The sequence below is a fragment of the Chimaeribacter coloradensis genome, from assembly GCF_002858715.1.
GTDB classification, from domain to species: Bacteria; Pseudomonadota; Gammaproteobacteria; order Enterobacterales; family Enterobacteriaceae; genus Chimaeribacter; species Chimaeribacter coloradensis.
Window position 1 is genome coordinate 276,173 of sequence record NZ_PJZH01000003.1, and the last position, 16,490, is coordinate 292,662.

A 16,490-nucleotide genomic window follows, 5' to 3' on the forward strand; every position below is an offset into this window, starting at 1 on the left:
GAAAAAGGGTGGCAAAGGATTTTGAGCAAGCGTTGCGCAGTCTCAAATCCCTCCGCCGGTATTAACCGGATCAGGTTCGACGGGACTCTCTCAGCAACCCCGGCCAGAAAAGCGGCGTCGCACCCCGTTGAGAACGCAGGCATTGTAAAGGCTTACGCCGGTTGGCGAAAGGGCGGGCTTACGGCTCCGGCGGCGCAAACCAGGCGGATTTGAAGTCAAACCAGCCGAGGCTGTTCATGCGCACGCCGCGCATACTGCGCTGGCCCTGGAGTTGCAGCCAGTGGTGGAACAGCGGGTGGATCTGGTGGCGCTGCACCAGCGAGCGGCACCACTCCGCCGGCGGCAGTTCGCCGGCCCGCCATTTCTCCGCCGCCGCCGGGAGATCGTCCTCCAGGCAGTGGCGCAGCAGCGGCAGCTCATACAGCCCGGCGAAGAGTGAAAATTCCAGCGGTTGGGTGAAGTTGACGCTGCCGAGCCAGAGGTCACTCTCCGCGTCGCCGTTGACCCACGCCTCATAGCTCACCTCCTGCATGACCAGGGTGATGCCCGCCGCCGCCAGCACCGGCAGCAGGGCGCGGCCGATCGCCGCGAACTCCGGGTGGTGGCGGTAGCAGGTCAGGGTCAGGGTAGTCAGCCCGGCGGGCCGGGCGGGCGGCGCGTCCGGGGTGCGGTGGTGCCAGCGCGGCAGCAGGCCGGAGGCCGGTGACCAGTAACGCTGGTAGAGGCGCTCCGTATGGTGCAGCAGCGCCAGCGGGTTGAGCAAGTCAGTGAGCCAGGCGCGCACTTCCGGCCGTGCCGCCACCGGGGAGCGCCGGTCAAACAGCAGGAAATAGCAGCCCTCTTCAAGGCGGCTCTCCAGCTCGCCGTGGGCGGTGTCGTCTGACTGCAACTGCACGCCCTGGGAGACCAGCTCCTCGCTCAGCTCCGGCTGCACCCAGATGCTGACCTCATCAATCAGCGCGCGGTAGCCGAAGTAGTCATCAAAGGCGCGGATCGTCAGCTGGGCCGGGCGGTTGTGTACCACGGCATAGGGGCCGGTACCCACCGGCCCGCGGGCGAAATCCGGCAATTGCGGCCACTCGCGCGGCAGGATCATCGCCGGGACGCTGCCGAGCAGCCACGGCAACTGGTGGTCCGGCATGCTGAGGTGAATGTCGATGACATGGGGCGTCGGCGACGTGACCGTGCGCAGGTGGGTGAAGAGCGGCAGCCCACCGACGCGCGTCAGGGAGGTGATGACATCCTCCATCTCCAGCGGCCGCCCGTGGTGGAACGGGATCGCCGGGCGGAGGTAGAAGCGCCAGTGCAGCGGTGACAGCGCCTGCCAGTGGTGGGCGAGATCCGGCTCCAGTTCCCCGTTTTCCTCATTTATCCGCGTCAGGCCGTTGAAGATCTGGCGCGCCAGGTGGGTTTCTGAGCGGCGCATCGGCGAGCCGGGCAGCAGGTTGAACATCGGGCGGTAGTAGAGCACCCGCAGCAGGTGCCGCCCCTGGCGGAAACGGCGGCCGAGCTGGGCAAGCAGCATCTGGCGGGCGGCCTGCTTGTCCCCGACCAGTTGCACCAGCTGATCCACACTGCCCTGGTCGAGCAGCTCTTCAGCCCGCTGCTGCTGGAGCGCCAGCCCGGTGCGCAGAAAGGTGAGGGCCGAGCGCCGCCCGCGCCCCGCCTCGGCCTGCCAGTGCAGCCAGCCCTGCTGCTGCATGGCGTTGAGCAGCGAGCGGACATGGCGGCGCGAGCAGCTTAAAATCTCCGCCAGCGCCTGAAGGGTGGTCTCAGCGGGCTGGCCCTGAAAGTGCTGCCAGAGGCGGATGAACTGCTGCTGTAAGCGTGAAGTCGGCATAAAAGGGGAACTCCCGGCGATCACTTCATCAATTTTTCTTTCCCCATATTACGCCGATACTCTCTTTCAGCAACCCACGCCGCCACCCGGAGAAGAGAAGATGACACGCCTGCTGACCAGCCAGTTTTACCGGCGCTATTTCACGGCCGTCTCACCACAAGGGGAGTGGCTCGCCTGGATACCCTGCCAGCACCGCATCACGCTGCTGGAGCAGCTGATGCAGTGGCAGACCCCCACTATGACCGACGAGCAGTACCACTCCCACACCTGAAGCGCCGGTCACCGCTTTCTGAGTAATGGTGCGTTTCACCAGCCAGCCGGGTCCTCCGCTGGCTTTTTTATTGCCGTTAACTGAACCAAAAAAGCGTGGGATTGCAGGTTTTTGCTGCTGTATCCGCGGCAAAAGCCGTCTACACTCCACGTTTCACCGGGTTAAACACCGCTTTTCTTTGCAGGGATAAATACTTATGGCCAACCGCTCTCTGGCGCAGCGCGTCGGCGCGTTCCGCCGGCTCAATCCTGTTTTTGTCGCTTTCCTCGCCGTGACCTTCCTGAGCGGGATTGCCGGTGCCCTGCAGGCACCGACGCTAAGCCTGTTCCTGACCACCGAGGTCAAGGCCAGCCCGCTGTGGGTCGGGCTGTTTTACACCATCAATGCCGTGGCCGGGATTGCGGTGAGTTTTCTGCTGGCGAAACGCTCCGACCACAGCGGCAACCGGCGCAGCCTGATCCTGGTCTGCCTGCTGATGGCGGTGGGCAACTGCCTGCTGTTCGCCTTTAACCGCCACTACCTGACGCTGATCACCGGCGGGGTGCTGCTGGCGGCAGTTGCCAACGCCGCGATGCCGCAGCTGTTTGCGCTGGCGCGCGAATATGCCGACAACTCCGCCCGTGAAGTGGTGATGTTCAGCTCAATGATGCGTGCGCAGCTCTCGCTGGCGTGGGTCATCGGGCCGCCGCTCTCCTTTACCGTGGCGCTGAACTACGGCTTCACGTGGATGTTCAGCCTGGCGGCGGTGTTTTTCCTGGTCAGCGCTTTCGTGGTGTGGTGGGTGCTGCCGTCGGTGCCGCGCGCGGCGCAGCCGGTCGATCAGGTGGTGGTCTCCACCAAAGCCTGGAACGACGTGAATGTGCGCACGCTGTTTTTCGCCTCGCTGCTGATGTGGACGGCCAACACCATGTACATCATCGATATGCCGCTCTATATCAGCCACGATCTCGGGCTGCCTGACCGGCTGGCCGGGCTGCTGATGGGCACCGCGGCGGGGCTGGAGATCCCGGCGATGCTGCTGGCGGGCTACTACGTCAAACGTATCGGCAAGCGGAAAATGATGATTGGCGCGGTGATGGCCGGGGTGCTGTTCTATGGCGGGCTGGTGCTGTTTCAGGGCAAAACCGCGCTGCTGCTGTTGCAGCTGTTCAACGCGATTTTTATCGGCATTGTCGCCGGGATCGGGATGCTCTATTTCCAGGATCTGATGCCGGGGCGGCCCGGCTCCGCCACCACGCTGTTCACCAACAGCATCTCCACCGGGGTGATTGTCGCCGGGGTGGTGCAGGGGCTGGTGGCCGAGCACATCAGCCACTATGCGGTCTACTGCGTGGCCGCCGCGCTGATGCTGGTGGCGCTGCTGCTGACCTGCCGGGTGCGGGATGTGTAGGATACCGTGATAAAAAAAGCCCGCCGGGAGAGGCGGGCTTTTTTATGGGCGGCAATCAGCGCATAAAGGCGGGTTGCTTCGCTTCGTACCGGCTGATGTCGGCGTCGTGTTGCAGCGTCAGGCCGATGCTGTCCAGCCCGTTGATCATGCAGTGGCGGCGGAAGCTGTCGATCTCAAACGGGTAGCGGTGGTCACCGGCAATCACCTGCTGCTGCTCCAGATCCACTGTGAAGGTGATGCCTTCGTGGCTTTCCACCAGTTGGAACAGCGTATCCACATCCGCTTCGCTCAGCGTCACCGGCAGCAACTGGTTGTTGAACGAGTTACCGTAGAAAATGTCGGCAAAGCTCGGCGCGATGATCACTTTGAACCCGTAATCCGTCAGCGCCCACGGGGCATGTTCACGCGAGGAGCCGCAGCCGAAGTTTTCCCGCGCCAGCAGGATGCTGGCCCCCTGGTAACGCGGCGCGTTCAGCACAAATTCCGGGTTCGGCACCTGGCCGGCGTCGTCCAGGAAGCGCCAGTCGTTAAACAGGTGCTGGCCAAAGCCGGTGCGCGTCACTTTTTGCAGGAACTGTTTCGGGATAATGGCATCGGTGTCGACGTTGGCCGCGTCCAGCGGCGCAACCAGACCGGTATGCTGGGTAAATTTTGCCATGAAAATGCTCCTTAATTCAGTTCGCGGATGTCAGCGAAGTGGCCGGTGACCGCCGCCGCTGCCGCCATCGCCGGGCTGACCAGGTGGGTGCGGCCGCCACGGCCCTGACGGCCTTCAAAGTTACGGTTGCTGGTGGAGGCGCAACGCTCGCCGGGGTTCAGGCGGTCGTTGTTCATCGCCAGGCACATGGAGCAGCCCGGCAGACGCCATTCGAACCCGGCCTCCAGGAAGATCTTGTCCAGCCCCTCCTGTTCCGCCTGCGCTTTCACCGGGCCGGAGCCCGGCACCACGATCGCCTGCACGCCGGTCGCGACTTTGCGCCCGCGGGCGATGGCCGCCGCTGCCCGCAGATCTTCAATACGGGAGTTGGTGCAGGAGCCGATAAAGACTTTATCGATCGCCACGTCAGTGAGTTTGATGCCCGGCTTCAGGCCCATGTAGGCCAGCGCTTTCTCGGCAGAGGCGCGCTCGACCGGGTCGCTGAAGGAATCCGGGAACGGGATGTCCTGGTTCACGGCGATCACCTGCCCGGGGTTGGTGCCCCAGGTCACCTGCGGCGCGATGTCGGCGGCGTCCAGCGTCACGACGCTGTCGAAGTGCGCGCCCTCATCCGACTTCAGCGTCGACCAGTAGGCCACAGCTTCATCCCAGTCAGCGCCTTTCGGCGCGAACTGGCGGCCTTTCAGGTAGGCGAAGGTAGTGGCGTCCGGCGCGACCAGCCCGGCTTTGGCACCCATCTCAATCGCCATGTTGCACAGCGTCATGCGGCCTTCCATGCTCAGCGCTTCAATCGCTGACCCGCAGAACTCCACCACGTGGCCGGTGCCGCCGGCGCTGCCGGTTTTGCCGATCACCGCCAGCACGATGTCTTTGGCGGTGATGCCGGAGGCCGCATCGCCGTTGACTTCAATTTTCATGGTTTTGGCGCGGCCCTGTTTCAGGGTCTGAGTCGCCAGCACGTGCTCCACCTCGGAGGTGCCGATGCCGAACGCCAGCGAGCCGAACGCGCCGTGGGTGGCGGTGTGGGAGTCACCGCAGACGATGGTCATGCCCGGCAGTGTCATGCCCTGTTCCGGGCCGATAACGTGGACGATGCCCTGGAACGGGTGGTTCAGGTCATAAAGCTGCACGCCGAATTCCGCGCAGTTCTTGATCAGTTCCTGCATCTGGATGCGGGCCATTTCGCCGGAGGCGTTAATGTCTTTGGTCTGGGTCGAGACGTTGTGGTCCATGGTGGCGAAGGTTTTGCCCGGCTGGCGTACCGGGCGGCCCATGGCGCGCAGGCCGTCAAACGCCTGCGGCGAGGTCACTTCATGCACCAGGTGGCGGTCGATATAGAGCAGCGGCGTCTCGTTGGGCGCTTCGTGAACCACATGGGCGTCAAACAGTTTCTGGTATAAGGTCTTGGCCATGTTATGCCCCTTGTTGCACAAAGCGGGCGATGGTGTCGCCCATGTCGCTGGTCGAAATGGCGGTGCCGTTACCGGCCAGATCGGCGGTACGGTAGCCCTGTTCCAATGCCTGGTTGACGGCGCGCTCAATGGCGTCTGCCGCCTCATCCGCGCCCAGGCTGTAACGCAGCAGCAGCGTCAGGGAGAGGATCTGGGCGATCGGGTTGGCGATGCCTTTGCCGGCGATGTCCGGCGCGGAGCCGCCCGCCGGCTCATACAGGCCGAAGCCCGCTTCATTCAGGCTGGCAGAAGGCAGCATGCCCATCGAGCCGGTGATCATCGCGCACTCGTCAGAGAGGATGTCACCAAACAGGTTGGAGCAGAGCAGCACGTCAAACTGGGACGGGTCTTTAATCAGCTGCATGGTGGCGTTATCAATGTACATGTGGCTCAGCGCCACGTCCGGGTAATCTTTCGCCACGCCGTTGACCACCTCACGCCACAGGATCGAGCTTTGCAGCACGTTGGCCTTGTCGATGGAGGTGACTTTGCTGCGGCGCTTGCGGGCCGACTCAAAGGCGATGCGCGCGATGCGCTCAATCTCGAAACGGTGGTAAACCTCGGTGTCGAACGCTTTCTCCTGCGGCCCCTGGCCTTCGCGCCCTTTGGGCTGGCCGAAGTAGATGCCGCCGGTCAGCTCACGCACGCACAGGATGTCGAAGCCGCGCGCGGCGATGTCAGCGCGCAGCGGGCAGAAGGCTTCCAGCCCGGCGTAGAGGCGCGCCGGACGCAGGTTGCTGAACAGCTTGAAGTGCTTGCGCAGCGGCAGCAGCGCGCCGCGCTCCGGTTGCTGGTCCGGCGGCAGGTTTTCCCATTTCGGGCCGCCGACCGAACCGAACAGAATCGCATCCGCTGCTTCACACCCGGCCAGGGTCTCTGCCGGCAGCGGGCTGCCGTGCTTGTCGATCGCCGCGCCGCCAACATCATATTCGCGGGTGGTGATCGCCAGATTAAAACGCCGGCTGACGGCGTCGATCACTTTATAGGCCTGGGCCATCACTTCCGGGCCGATGCCGTCACCCGGCAAGATGGCAATGTGGTGGGTTTTGCTCATGTTCACACCATTTCCTGATTGTTTTGTTGTGGGGTGGCGGTTTGCAGGCGCTGTTTCTCTTTTTCTACCTGCTTGCTGCGCCAGATGCAGTTCAGCACGTGCACCATCGCTTTGGCGGAGGACTCGACAATATCGGTGGCCAGGCCCACGCCGTGGAAGCGGCGGCCCTCAAAGGAGACCACGATGTCCACCTGGCCCAGCGCGTCGCGGCCGTGGCCTTTGGCTGTCAGCTGGTATTTCACCAGCTCAATCTGGTAGCCGGTGATGCGGTTGATCGCCTGATAGACCGCGTCGACCGGGCCGTTACCGGTGGCCGCTTCGGTCAGCACCTCGTCGCCGCAGCCCAGGTTCACGGTGGCAGTGGCGGTGATGCTGGAGCCGGACTGCACGTTGAAGTTGTCCAGACGGTAGAACTCCGGCTCTTCCTGCTGCTTATTAATGAACACCAGCGCTTCCAGGTCGTAGTCGAACACCTGGCCTTTTTTGTCTGCCAGCTTCAGGAAGGCGCTGTAGAGGGCGTCCAGGTTGTAGTCGCTCTCTTTGTAGCCCATCTCTTCCATACGGTGTTTCACTGCCGCGCGGCCAGAGCGGGAGGTCAGGTTCAGCTGCACCTGGTTCAGGCCGATCGACTCCGGCGTCATGATTTCGTAGTTCTGGCGGTTTTTCAGCACGCCGTCCTGGTGGATGCCGGAGGAGTGGGCGAAGGCGTTGGAGCCGACAATCGCTTTGTTGCCCGGGATCGGCATGTTGGTGATCTGGCTGACGATCTGGCTGGTGCGGTAGATCTCTTTATGGTTGATGTTGGTGTGCACGTTCAGGATGTCTTCACGGGTTTTGATCGCCATGATGACCTCTTCCAGCGCGGTGTTACCGGCCCGTTCGCCGATGCCGTTCAGCGTGCCCTCAACCTGGCGCGCCCCCGCCTGCACGGCGGCGATGGAGTTGCCGACCGCCATGCCCAGATCGTCATGGCAGTGCACGGAGATGATCGCTTTATCGATGTTCGGCACGCGGTTATAGAGCGTGGAGATGATGCCGCTGAACTGGTGCGGCGTGGTGTAGCCCACGGTGTCCGGGATGTTGATGGTGGTGGCCCCGGCGGTGATGGCCGCTTCCACAATGCGGCACAGGTTATCGATCGGCGTGCGGCCGGCATCTTCGCAGGAGAACTCCACATCGTTGGTGTAGCGGCGGGCGCGCTTCACTGAGCGGATCGCCATCTCCATCACGTCATCAAAGGTACGTTTCAGTTTGGACTCAATGTGCAGCGTGGAGGTGGCCAGGAAGACGTGGATACGGAACGCTTCCGCCACCCGCAGCGCTTCGGCGGCGACATCGATGTCATTGTCCACGCAGCGCGCCAGCCCGCAGACCCGGCTGTTTTTAATCTGGCGGGCGATGGTCTGCACCGATTCAAAATCGCCCGGGGAGGAGACCGGGAAGCCGACTTCCATGACGTCAACACCCATTCTTTCCAGTGCCAGCGCAACCTGCAGTTTTTCGTTCACGCTCAGGCTGGCTTGCAGGGCTTGTTCACCGTCGCGCAGGGTGGTATCGAAAATAATGACTTGTTGGCTCATGGGGTTAATCCTTGTTGTGGTCTCGTTTCGCGCCCAGCGGGTAAAAAAAAACCCGCGCAACGGCGCGGGTTTTAATCTGGGAGAGGGCTGAATCAGTTCGGGATCCCGTCCACCGCCATACCGCGCAAATAAGCTGCGTGAAGTAGTAGGCTGGTTAGGCGGGTGATCATAAACATAATGTGTCAGCGTCCCGTGTCTTGTGAAAAATTCGTTGTCTAATTTGATACGTTATCAGGGAACCCTTGTCAACCCTGGGTCTTAAAATAGGGCAAACGGCCCGGATCCGCCCCAACAGGATAAAACACTGCACCTGAAACTGTTACTGACGGAATATGTTGCCGTTCCGCGCACCGGCCGGTGATTTGAAAAAACGCGACGGCGGAGATTATTTGATTTTTATCATGGCGTGATTTTTTGTTTGGGGTGTTAATCCCAATTTATCGTTTTTAGTTATCTATTATTATTTGTGATGTGAGGGTTGAACCATGCCGGAGACAATAATCCATAAATCATGATGTTAATGATGGTTTCATTGAGAGTGAATTTATTATTCAGCTTTGGTGATGTTGTCTGTTATAAGAGCATGTGTTCATATTAGCGCGACAAATAAACAGGCATGATGGTTAATTGTGATAGTTATTTATTATTTACTGATAAATAACGAATGGTTAACCTCCCCACGCAATGGCGCACCTGTTTAGGTCATCCGTGCTTTTCCCCTCTCATTCTTATCACCGGCCGTGTGAAAGGGGAGGCCCTGTTATTTTTCTCCGGGACATATAGCCTGACCGGCTATTACTCTGTCTGCCGGCCTACTGGAGTTAACCATGTCTGAAATTATTTCAGAGCAAGCGCAGCCGTGCGAAGAAGTGCAATTGCGTGATTTTGATTTAAACCTGCTGACAGTCTTTGATGCGGTCATGCAGGCGCAGAATATTACCCGCGCCGCCGAAAGTCTGGGCATGTCACAACCGGCGGTCAGCAATGCGGTGGCCCGGCTGAAAATGATGTTTAATGATGAGCTGTTTGTGCGCTATGGCCGCGGCATCCAGCCCACGGTGCGCGCCCGCCAGCTGTTCGGCCCGGTGCGCCAGGCGCTGCAACTGGTGCTGAATGAGCTGCCCGGCGCGGGCTTTGAACCGGCCACCAGCGACCGGATGCTTTCCCTCTCCATCAGCAGCCCGCTGGATATCCGCCTGGCACCTAAAATTTATAATGTGGTGGCGGAGCACGCCCCCAATGTGCAATTACGGCTCAACTCTTGCCTGGATAATAATATTGAACATCAATTACGTTATCAGGATGTGGAGTTTTTTATCAGTTATAAAGAGTTTGATAATAACGCCTTCTGCAGTGATGTGCTTTTCCAGGATGAGGTGGTATTAGTCTGCTCCTCTTCCCATCCGCGCACCCGCTCGCTGAATAACCGTGAGATGTATCTTAAAGAGTGCCATGCCGTGGTGAATTTCGCGCAGGTCGGGTCGTTCAGTGCCGAATTTTATTCCACTACTGAGGCGCGCCGGACGATCGTTTATCAGGCCAATGATTTAAGCAGTGCGATGAATATTGTCTCCCAGACCGAAATGGTCACCCTGGCACCGCGCTGGCTTGCGTCTGAATATATGCAGATGCTCAATATTACGCTGCTGCCGGTAACCTGGATGGAAAATACCATGAAGTGCTACCTGACCTGGCATAAATCAGCCGATAAAGACCGCGCCCACCAGTGGCTGCGCACGCTGCTGAACCACTGTAAATCCTCCCTGTAATCCCTGTAATCCCTGTAATCCCTGTCTCCCGGGCCGCGCCGCGGCCCGCTTTCACACGCTTAATAAGCCATTGATGCTGGGTGCTGGGCACCACGCAAACGATTATCCTGTGGTGTGCGGCCGCATTTTTCTCTCCTGGTGCGGCTTTCCGGCGCTTCACCGCGAAGGGGCAGCCAAAAAAACGCGGCGCGCCCCGGCCGGCAGGGGCGATTATGCAACATGGTGCAGGCTGCACCATCACGGGGCCAGCGTAATGTGCAACCGGCGGTTATTTTCCTGCACCATTTACTTCTGCATTTATTCCCCGCCGCACTATATTTTCTGAACCTGACGGCGCTTCTCCAGTGAATAATCTCTTTCCATCACCTATTAACAGGGCGCAATTAATTGACCAGCCGCGCCGCAGCTTTTTTGCCGTTTGCCTGACCTAAATTCAGGCGTTAAGGTACATCGTTATATCCAACCAATAATAATAGCCGGGCAGTGCCCTATACCCACAGAATGGCGGGGAAGGAGTCTCCCCATTCAGTAATGAAAACAGAAGCCTGGAGGCGAATCATGGAGATGTTGTCAGGAGCCGAGATGGTAGTCCGGTCGTTAATCGATCAGGGTGTCAAGCATGTGTTTGGTTACCCCGGCGGGGCGGTGCTTGATATCTACGATGCGTTGCACACCGTGGGCGGGATCGATCATATTCTGGTGCGCCATGAGCAGGGCGCCGTGCATATGGCGGATGGCTACGCCCGCGCCACCGGGGAGGTCGGCGTGGTGCTGGTGACTTCCGGCCCCGGTGCCACCAATGCCATTACCGGCATTGCCACCGCCTACATGGACTCTATTCCGATGGTGGTGCTCTCCGGGCAGGTGCCCAGCTCGCTTATCGGCTATGACGCCTTCCAGGAGTGCGACATGGTGGGGATCTCGCGCCCGGTGGTGAAGCACAGCTTCCTGGTGAAACGCGCGGAAGACATCCCGACTATCCTGAAAAAAGCCTTTTACCTAGCCTCTACCGGCCGCCCCGGCCCGGTGGTGATCGATCTGCCGAAAGATGTGGTGAACCCGGCGGTGAAACTGCCCTACGCCTACCCGGAACAGATCGCCATGCGCTCCTATAACCCGACGGTACAGGGGCACCGCGGCCAGATTAAGCGCGGCTTGCAAACGCTGCTGGCGGCGAAAAAACCGGTGCTGTATGTGGGCGGAGGGGCGATCACGGCCGGCTGCCATGCCGAGCTGGTGCAGCTGGCCGAGGCGCTGAACCTGCCGGTGACCAGCTCACTGATGGGGCTGGGCGCGTTTCCCGGCTCGCACCGCCAGAGCCTGGGGATGCTCGGGATGCACGGCACCTATGAAGCCAATATGGTGATGCACAACACCGACCTGATTTTCGCCGTCGGCGCGCGCTTTGATGACCGCACCACCAATAACCTGATGAAGTATTGCCCGAATGCCACGGTGCTGCACATCGACATCGACCCGACCTCAATCTCCAAAACCGTTAACGCCGATATTCCGATCGTCGGTGACGCGCGCCAGGTGCTGACCCAGATGCTGGAGCTGCTGGCGCAAGGCAGCGACGGGCAGGATCAGGCGGCACTGAGCGGCTGGTGGCAGGAGATTGAACAGTGGCGCGCCCGCCATTGCCTGGCCTATGAGAAAGCCGGTAACACCATCAAGCCGCAGGCGGTGATCGAGACCCTCTACCGGCTGACCAACGGCGACGCTTACGTCACGTCTGACGTCGGCCAGCACCAGATGTTCGCTGCGCTTTACTACAAATATGACAAACCGCGCCGCTGGATTAACTCCGGTGGCCTCGGCACCATGGGCTTCGGCCTGCCGGCCGCGCTGGGGGTAAAACTCGCTCTGCCGGAGGAGACCGTGGTCTGCGTCACCGGTGACGGCAGCATCCAGATGAACATTCAGGAGCTTTCCACCGCGCTGCAATATGGCCTGCCAGTGGTGGTGGTGAACCTCAACAACCGCTATCTGGGCATGGTGAAGCAGTGGCAGGACATGATCTATTCCGGCCGCCACTCCCAGTCCTATATGGAGTCCCTGCCGGACTTCGTGAAACTGGCGGAGGCGTATGGGCATGTCGGTATCGCCATCCGTACGCCGGACGAGCTGGAAAGCAAACTGGCGGAGGCGCTGGCGCAGAAAAACCGCCTGGTGTTTGTGGATATCACCACCGACGAGACGGAGCACGTCTACCCGATGCAGATCCGCGGGGGTGGGATGGATGAAATGTGGTTAAGCAAAACGGAGAGGACCTGATCATGCGCCGGATTTTATCGGTATTACTGGAAAACGAATCGGGCGCCCTGTCCCGCGTGGTCGGCCTGTTCTCCCAGCGCGGCTACAACATCGAAAGCCTGACGGTCGCCCCGACGGATGACCCGACGCTCTCCCGCATGACCATCCAGACGGTGGGGGATGAGAAGGTAATCGAGCAGATCGAAAAGCAGCTGCACAAGCTGGTGGATGTGCTGCGCGTCACCGAGCTGGCCCAGGGCGCACACGTCGAGCGTGAGATTATGCTGGTGAAAGTGCAGGCCAGCGGCTACGGGCGGGAAGAGGTCAAACGCTGCGCGGACATTTTCCGCGGCCAGATCGTCGACGTCACGGCAACGCTTTACACCGTTCAGCTCGCCGGAACCAGCGACAAGCTTGATGCATTTTTAAGCGCCGTGCGCGATGTGGCGGAGATCGTTGAGGTCGCCCGCTCCGGCGTGGTCGGCGTTTCGCGCGGTGATAAGATCATGCGCTAAACGCGTAAAATAACAGGCTTAATTAGGCGAAGGGGCCGGGCAGAATATGTCCGGCCCCTTTTTTTGCGCGCGCGCTGATACCTTTCGGCAAAACACCTTGCTCCACCCCGGCGATTGGGGTTAGATAAATACAGGTTATTTATCCCGGCGGCCCCATTCACCTGCTTATAACAAGACGCATCCGGGAAATATTGGCTGTGCGCCCCTGCTGTGACCCGACAAGGCGGGGCGGAATATCACTTCAAGCAATGAGAGGACGTCGTGAAACTGGATGAAATCGCGCGGTTAGCCGGTGTTTCGCGTACCACGGCCAGTTATGTCATTAATGGCAAAGCGAAGCAGTACCGTGTCAGCGATAAAACCGTTGAAAAAGTCATGACGGTCGTCAGGCAGCACAATTACCACCCCAATGCTGTGGCGGCCGGGTTACGCGCCGGCCGGACGCGCTCCATCGGGCTGGTGATCCCCGATCTGGAGAACACCAGCTACACCCGGATTGCCAACTACCTGGAACGCCAGGCGCGCCAGCGCGGCTATCAGCTGCTGATCGCCTGTTCGGAAGATCAGCCGGACAACGAAATGCGCTGTGTGGAGCACCTGTTGCAGCGGCAGGTGGATGCGATCATCGTCTCGACTTCCCTGCCGCCGGAGCACCCGTTCTACCAGCGCTGGGCCAACGATCCCTTCCCGATCATCGCGCTGGACCGTGCGCTGGACCGTGAGAATTTTGTCAGCGTGGTGGGGGCCGATAAAGAAGATGCCGTAATGCTGGCCACGGCGCTGCGCAGCTTTCCGGCTGAATCGATCCTCTACCTGGGGGCGCTGCCGGAGCTGTCCGTGAGTTTCCTGCGTGAGCAGGGGTTCCGCGAGGCCTGGGCTGACGATGCACGGACGGTCGACTATCTCTACGCCAACAGCTTTGAGCGCGCTGCCGCCGGTGAGCTGTTCCGCACCTGGCTCAAAACCAACCCGATGCCGCAGGCGCTGTTCACGACTTCATTCCCGCTGTTGCAGGGGGTAATGGATGTGGCGCTGGCGCAGCAGGGGCAGCTACCGACCGACCTGACCATCGCGACCTTTGGCGATAATGAGCTGCTCGACTTCCTGCAATGCCCGGTGCTGGCCGTGGCACAGCGCCACCGTGACGTAGCGGAGCGGGTACTGGAACTGGTGCTCGCCAGCCTGGATGAGCCGCAAAAACCCAAACCGGGGCTGACGCGCATCCGCCGTAATCTTTATCGCCGTGGCGCGTTAAACCGTAAATAAAAAGCCGGTGCAACCCTGTTGCACCGCAATTATTTCCGTCCTGTAGACCGGGCTATTTGCATTCTTTACAGTTTTTTACGTGCAATTAAGCGCAGCGGCTGAATGACGAAAGAAAGCGGAAATAATTTATGTAAGAAATTAATTCAATACGGTGAGCAGCCAATTAAGATGAATCTTAATAATAACGCAGGAAATATAATTGATCCGGGCCTAATAATTTCTGAGCATTATTTACGGCTTTTTGTCAGCTGCGAATAAAGTCTGCAGGAAATAAGCGCGGAAAGATGGCCGTAATTTAAGCTATCCCCTTTCTCATCAGCACGTTATCTGCTGCCGGGGGCGCAAACCCGCCGTAACCAACGCCGCTGCGCTCCCCGTCTGTTAACCTTTTAAGCCGCCATGCCTGCCGTCAAAAGCCGGATAAAAATGAGAGATTGATAACAGAAGAATATAAGAAGCTATTTATTGTCCAATTTGCCTCTTTTTTAATCTATTGCAGCAGGGTAAGAAAATTTTCCTCAGCTAATCATAACGTTATTATTTATAACCTGACGAAAGGGTTGGAAGGCAGTCAATTTCGCTCTGCTAACCCCTCAGAAATATTGCGAAACCGCCTCCGCGCTGGCTTGACAAGGTTTTCATACCCTCCGTAAACTCCTTTAGGTGGGAATTTGTGGGGGAAAGTGGTGAAAATGGTTATCAAGGGGTAATTCAGCCATGTTCCGAGGGGCGACGCTCGTTAACCTCGACAGTAAAGGGCGGCTCGCCGTTCCTACCCGGTACCGGGAAATGCTGACCGAGGGTTCCCAGGGCCAACTGGTATGTACCATTGACCTTCACCAGCCCTGCTTACTGCTTTATCCCCTCCCTGAATGGGAAGTCATAGAACGAAAATTGTCCCGTCTGTCGAGCATGAACCCCGCCGAGCGCCGCGTGCAGCGCCTGCTTCTGGGGCATGCCAGTGAATGCCAGATGGATAACGCCGGGCGCCTGCTGATTGCCGGTACGCTGCGCCAGCACGCCGGGCTCACCAAAGAAGTGATGCTGGTCGGGCAGCTTAACAAGTTTGAGCTGTGGGATGAACAGACCTGGTATCAACAAGTTAAGGAAGATATTGACGCTGAACAATCGAGTCAGGAGCCTTTGTCTGACCGGTTACAGGACTTGTCATTATAAGCATGTTGGAAAATTATAAGCATAAGACCGTGCTGCTTGATGAGGCCGTTAATGGCCTGAACATCCGCGGCAATGGCATTTACATCGACGGTACTTTTGGTCGCGGTGGCCACTCTCGCCTGATTCTGTCCCAGCTCGGGCCGGACGGGCAACTGCTGGCAATCGACCGTGACCCTCAGGCCATTCAGGCTGCCCAGTCTATTACCGATCCCCGCTTCACTATCGTACACGGCCCGTTCTCTGAGTTGTCGCACTATGTGCGCGAACGCGGCCTGGAAGGGAAGATCGACGGCATTTTGCTCGATCTGGGCGTCTCTTCTCCCCAGCTGGATGACCCGGAGCGCGGCTTCTCCTTTATGCGTGACGGCCCGCTGGACATGCGTATGGACCCGTCCCGTGGCCTGTCAGCCGCCGAATGGTTGCAGAAAGCCGAGGCCGAGGACATCGCCTGGGTGCTGAAAACCTTTGGCGAAGAGCGCTTTGCCAAACGTATCGCCCGCGCCATTGTGGAGCGCAATCGTGAACTTCCGATGACACGCACCAAAGAGCTGGCGGAGCTTATCGCGGCCGCGACGCCCATCCGTGACAAACACAAACACCCGGCGACCCGCAGCTTCCAGGCTATCCGCATCTATATCAACAGCGAGCTGGAGGAGATCGAGCGTGCGCTCGACGGCGCGCTTGAGGTGCTGGCGCCCGGCGGCCGCCTGTCGGTGATCAGCTTCCACTCGTTGGAAGACCGCATCGTGAAGCGCTTTATGCGCCAGCACAGCCGCGGCCCGCAGGTGCCTGCCGGCCTGCCGATGACTGAGCAGCAGCTCAGCGAGCTGGGCGGCCGCTCCCTGAAAGTGGTCGGCAAAATGATGCCGTCAGAGCCGGAAGTGGCTGAAAACCCGCGCGCCCGCAGTTCGGTGCTGCGCTTCGCTGAGAGGACCGGCGCGTGATTGGCACTGAGCGGCATGGCCTGGTCGGCGTCATCGGCGGTGATCTGCTGCGCCACGGCAAAATTCCGGTGATCTTACTGGTTGCCGTGCTGGTCTCCGCCATTCTGGTGGTGACCACCGCTCACCGCACCCGCCTGCTGACGGCAGAACGTGAACAACTGGTTCTGGAACGGGACGCGCTGGACATCGAATGGCGCAACCTGATTCTGGAAGAGAATGCCCTGGGCGACCACAGCCGGGTTGAGCAGATCGCCACGCAGAAGCTGCAGATGCAGCATGTCGATCCTGCACAGGAAAACATCGTGGTTAAACAATAATTA

14 protein-coding genes and 1 riboswitch are annotated in these 16,490 nt (G+C 59.6%); of the genes, 9 read left to right on the top strand and 5 right to left on the bottom strand.

The genetic code is table 11. The features are described from left to right. Nucleotides 1-29: 29 nt before the first annotated feature. Nucleotides 30-137, bottom strand: a riboswitch (TPP riboswitch). 41 nt (nucleotides 138-178) lie between these two features. Further along, nucleotides 179-1,840, bottom strand: a complete 1,662-nt coding sequence (gene sgrR / locus CYR32_RS05720; protein WP_101823427.1) for an HTH-type transcriptional regulator SgrR — start codon at nucleotides 1,838-1,840, stop codon at nucleotides 179-181. Nucleotides 1,841-1,940: 100 nt separating this feature from the next. Between sgrR and sgrT the strand changes: the two genes are divergently transcribed. Together sgrT and CYR32_RS05730 are read left to right on the top strand one after the other, a co-directional pair. Continuing rightward, complete coding sequence (gene sgrT / locus CYR32_RS05725; RefSeq protein WP_101823428.1) at nucleotides 1,941-2,111, top strand: glucose uptake inhibitor SgrT; 171 nt, start codon at nucleotides 1,941-1,943, stop codon at nucleotides 2,109-2,111. Between the two features lie 196 nt (nucleotides 2,112-2,307). Beyond that, nucleotides 2,308-3,501, top strand: coding sequence for an MFS transporter (locus CYR32_RS05730; RefSeq protein ID WP_101823429.1), 1,194 nt, complete (start codon nucleotides 2,308-2,310; stop codon nucleotides 3,499-3,501). Between the two features lie 55 nt (nucleotides 3,502-3,556). On the opposite strand, the gene leuD is transcribed toward CYR32_RS05730, so the two are convergent. From leuD to leuA, 4 genes are read right to left on the bottom strand one after another with little or no spacing between them, the layout of a single operon-like run. Beyond that, nucleotides 3,557-4,159 carry a 3-isopropylmalate dehydratase small subunit gene (gene leuD / locus CYR32_RS05735; RefSeq protein ID WP_101823430.1) on the bottom strand — a complete coding sequence of 201 codons (603 nt, stop codon included), beginning with the start codon at nucleotides 4,157-4,159 and terminating at the stop codon, nucleotides 3,557-3,559. Between the two features lie 11 nt (nucleotides 4,160-4,170). Continuing rightward, complete coding sequence (leuC, locus tag CYR32_RS05740; protein ID WP_101823431.1) at nucleotides 4,171-5,571, bottom strand: 3-isopropylmalate dehydratase large subunit; 1,401 nt, start codon at nucleotides 5,569-5,571, stop codon at nucleotides 4,171-4,173. A 1-nt stretch (nucleotide 5,572) separates the two neighbouring features. Continuing rightward, nucleotides 5,573-6,664, bottom strand: a complete 1,092-nt coding sequence (gene leuB, locus CYR32_RS05745; RefSeq protein ID WP_101823432.1) for a 3-isopropylmalate dehydrogenase — start codon at nucleotides 6,662-6,664, stop codon at nucleotides 5,573-5,575. Nucleotides 6,665-6,666: 2 nt separating this feature from the next. Next, complete coding sequence (leuA, locus tag CYR32_RS05750) at nucleotides 6,667-8,244, bottom strand: 2-isopropylmalate synthase (protein WP_101823433.1); 1,578 nt, start codon at nucleotides 8,242-8,244, stop codon at nucleotides 6,667-6,669. An 827-nt stretch (nucleotides 8,245-9,071) separates the two neighbouring features. Between leuA and leuO the strand changes: the two genes are divergently transcribed. The 7 genes from leuO to ftsL all read left to right on the top strand — a co-directional run bounded on the left by leuO (nucleotide 9,072) and on the right by ftsL (nucleotide 16,487). Then, on the top strand, nucleotides 9,072-10,013 hold the full coding sequence (gene leuO / locus CYR32_RS05755) for a transcriptional regulator LeuO (protein WP_101823434.1): 942 nt from the start codon (nucleotides 9,072-9,074) through the stop codon (nucleotides 10,011-10,013). A gap of 558 nt (nucleotides 10,014-10,571) precedes the next feature. Then, nucleotides 10,572-12,290 (top strand): acetolactate synthase 3 large subunit, encoded by a 1,719-nt coding sequence (gene ilvI / locus CYR32_RS05760; protein WP_101823435.1) that lies wholly within the window; start codon nucleotides 10,572-10,574, stop codon nucleotides 12,288-12,290. 2 nt (nucleotides 12,291-12,292) lie between these two features. Next, nucleotides 12,293-12,784, top strand: coding sequence for an acetolactate synthase small subunit (ilvN, locus tag CYR32_RS05765; RefSeq protein WP_165698185.1), 492 nt, complete (start codon nucleotides 12,293-12,295; stop codon nucleotides 12,782-12,784). A 261-nt stretch (nucleotides 12,785-13,045) separates the two neighbouring features. After that, a complete protein-coding gene (cra, locus tag CYR32_RS05770; RefSeq protein ID WP_101823436.1) occupies nucleotides 13,046-14,050 on the top strand; it encodes a catabolite repressor/activator in 1,005 nt (334 codons plus the stop codon). A 717-nt stretch (nucleotides 14,051-14,767) separates the two neighbouring features. Further along, complete coding sequence (gene mraZ, locus CYR32_RS05775; RefSeq protein ID WP_072928818.1) at nucleotides 14,768-15,226, top strand: division/cell wall cluster transcriptional repressor MraZ; 459 nt, start codon at nucleotides 14,768-14,770, stop codon at nucleotides 15,224-15,226. A gap of 2 nt (nucleotides 15,227-15,228) precedes the next feature. Then, the gene (rsmH, locus tag CYR32_RS05780) at nucleotides 15,229-16,170 is read left to right on the top strand and encodes a 16S rRNA (cytosine(1402)-N(4))-methyltransferase RsmH (protein WP_101823437.1); all 942 of its coding nucleotides are present in this window, start codon (nucleotides 15,229-15,231) and stop codon (nucleotides 16,168-16,170) included. Next, entirely contained in the window at nucleotides 16,167-16,487 is a 321-nt protein-coding gene (ftsL, locus tag CYR32_RS05785; RefSeq protein ID WP_101823438.1) for a cell division protein FtsL, read from the top strand. The genes rsmH and ftsL overlap by 4 nt, the downstream gene beginning before the upstream one ends. Nucleotides 16,488-16,490 lie beyond the last annotated feature (3 nt).

Bases quoted from the DNA above. Each gene is read 5' to 3' on its own strand.
- sgrR (WP_101823427.1), bottom strand. From the start codon at position 1,840: ATGCCGACTTCACGCTTACAGCAGCAGTTCATCCGCCTCTGGCAGCAC.
- sgrT (WP_101823428.1), top strand. From the start codon at position 1,941: ATGACACGCCTGCTGACCAGCCAGTTTTACCGGCGCTATTTCACGGCC.
- CYR32_RS05730 (WP_101823429.1), top strand. From the start codon at position 2,308: ATGGCCAACCGCTCTCTGGCGCAGCGCGTCGGCGCGTTCCGCCGGCTC.
- leuD (WP_101823430.1), bottom strand. From the start codon at position 4,159: ATGGCAAAATTTACCCAGCATACCGGTCTGGTTGCGCCGCTGGACGCG.
- leuC (WP_101823431.1), bottom strand. From the start codon at position 5,571: ATGGCCAAGACCTTATACCAGAAACTGTTTGACGCCCATGTGGTTCAC.
- leuB (WP_101823432.1), bottom strand. From the start codon at position 6,664: ATGAGCAAAACCCACCACATTGCCATCTTGCCGGGTGACGGCATCGGC.
- leuA (WP_101823433.1), bottom strand. From the start codon at position 8,244: ATGAGCCAACAAGTCATTATTTTCGATACCACCCTGCGCGACGGTGAA.
- leuO (WP_101823434.1), top strand. From the start codon at position 9,072: ATGTCTGAAATTATTTCAGAGCAAGCGCAGCCGTGCGAAGAAGTGCAA.
- ilvI (WP_101823435.1), top strand. From the start codon at position 10,572: ATGGAGATGTTGTCAGGAGCCGAGATGGTAGTCCGGTCGTTAATCGAT.
- ilvN (WP_165698185.1), top strand. From the start codon at position 12,293: ATGCGCCGGATTTTATCGGTATTACTGGAAAACGAATCGGGCGCCCTG.
- mraZ (WP_072928818.1), top strand. From the start codon at position 14,768: ATGTTCCGAGGGGCGACGCTCGTTAACCTCGACAGTAAAGGGCGGCTC.
- rsmH (WP_101823437.1), top strand. From the start codon at position 15,229: ATGTTGGAAAATTATAAGCATAAGACCGTGCTGCTTGATGAGGCCGTT.